Genomic DNA, 240 nt, shown 5'->3' on the forward strand with positions numbered 1-240 from the left:
CGAGATTGCCGGTCGCCATGGCGAGGTTGGCGATGGCCATGACAGTGGTGGAGCCCTGGCTGTGTTCCGTCACGCCGAGGCCGTAATAAACCGCGCCATTGCCGCCGGTCGCATAGAGCCTGGCAGCCCCGCGGATGGCGGCGGCCGGCACGCCGGAGATTTTTTCCACCTCTTCCGGTGAGTTGCGCGGGTCGGAGACGAAGGTCGCCCAATCCTGGAACTCGTCCCAGTCGCAGCGCT

1 protein-coding gene is annotated in these 240 nt (G+C 66.2%); it reads right to left on the bottom strand.

The annotated features are described in order from the left end of the window. Positions 1-240 (bottom strand): molybdopterin-dependent oxidoreductase (locus CH341_RS33320; RefSeq protein ID WP_146604834.1); only part of this gene is annotated, 240 nt, incomplete at both ends.

The organism is Rhodoplanes roseus (genome assembly GCF_003258865.1).
GTDB classification, from domain to species: Bacteria; Pseudomonadota; Alphaproteobacteria; order Rhizobiales; family Xanthobacteraceae; genus Rhodoplanes; species Rhodoplanes roseus.